Source organism: Kocuria sabuli (assembly GCF_040981185.1).
GTDB lineage: Bacteria > Actinomycetota > Actinomycetes > Actinomycetales > Micrococcaceae > Kocuria > Kocuria sabuli.
Window position 1 is genome coordinate 1 of the sequence record NZ_JAVHZE010000099.1, and the last position, 548, is coordinate 548.

The 548-nt window shown below is 46.7% G+C and carries 2 protein-coding genes; both read right to left on the reverse strand.

Annotated elements, in window-relative coordinates; all coding sequences use genetic code 11:
- Nucleotides 1-201, reverse strand: a 201-nt coding sequence (locus RE027_RS18095; RefSeq protein WP_368809685.1) for a glycosyltransferase, incomplete at its 3' end; no start/stop codon positions are given.
- Nucleotides 198-548 (reverse strand): GtrA family protein (locus RE027_RS18100; protein WP_368809686.1); only part of this gene is annotated, 351 nt, incomplete at its 5' end. The genes RE027_RS18095 and RE027_RS18100, both read right to left, overlap by 4 nt.

Here is a 548-nt window from a genome sequence, read left to right on the forward strand (position 1 = left end):
GGTAAAGGAAAGAGGAATGACAAGCGGATCGGCCACAGCGAGCGCATTTATTATTGATTCTGTCGCATCTTTACTGCCGTCGTTGATAAAGACTATCTCTACTTCATGCTGTTGTAGCTCTTCAAACTCCCGCACGGTTTTGTAGAAGATTGGAATAGCATCTTCTTCATTAAATACCGGAACGACCAGAGAAATTTTCATTTCGCATCCCTAAAGACAATGAACTTTGAATAGATAAAGCCGCACACCAGACTGATAGCGGAGAAGAGAATGAGAGTCACAATTGGAGCCATACCGGACTTATCGGCAGCCCAACCAACAGCTGCGCTCAAGGATCCCATAAACCCTACATACAGCATGTAGCGCATCGTGGTTGTCGAAGACTTAAACGTGAACCTGGCGTTTGCAAAGAAGCTGAATGACACCGCCACGACGAACCCGGCGAAGTTGCCAAGAGCCTGACCTGTGTGAAACGCGTATATGCAAATAGCGAACACAACCCAGTGAATGAGCGTGTTTATGACGCCGGTCGATGTGTACTTAGCAAA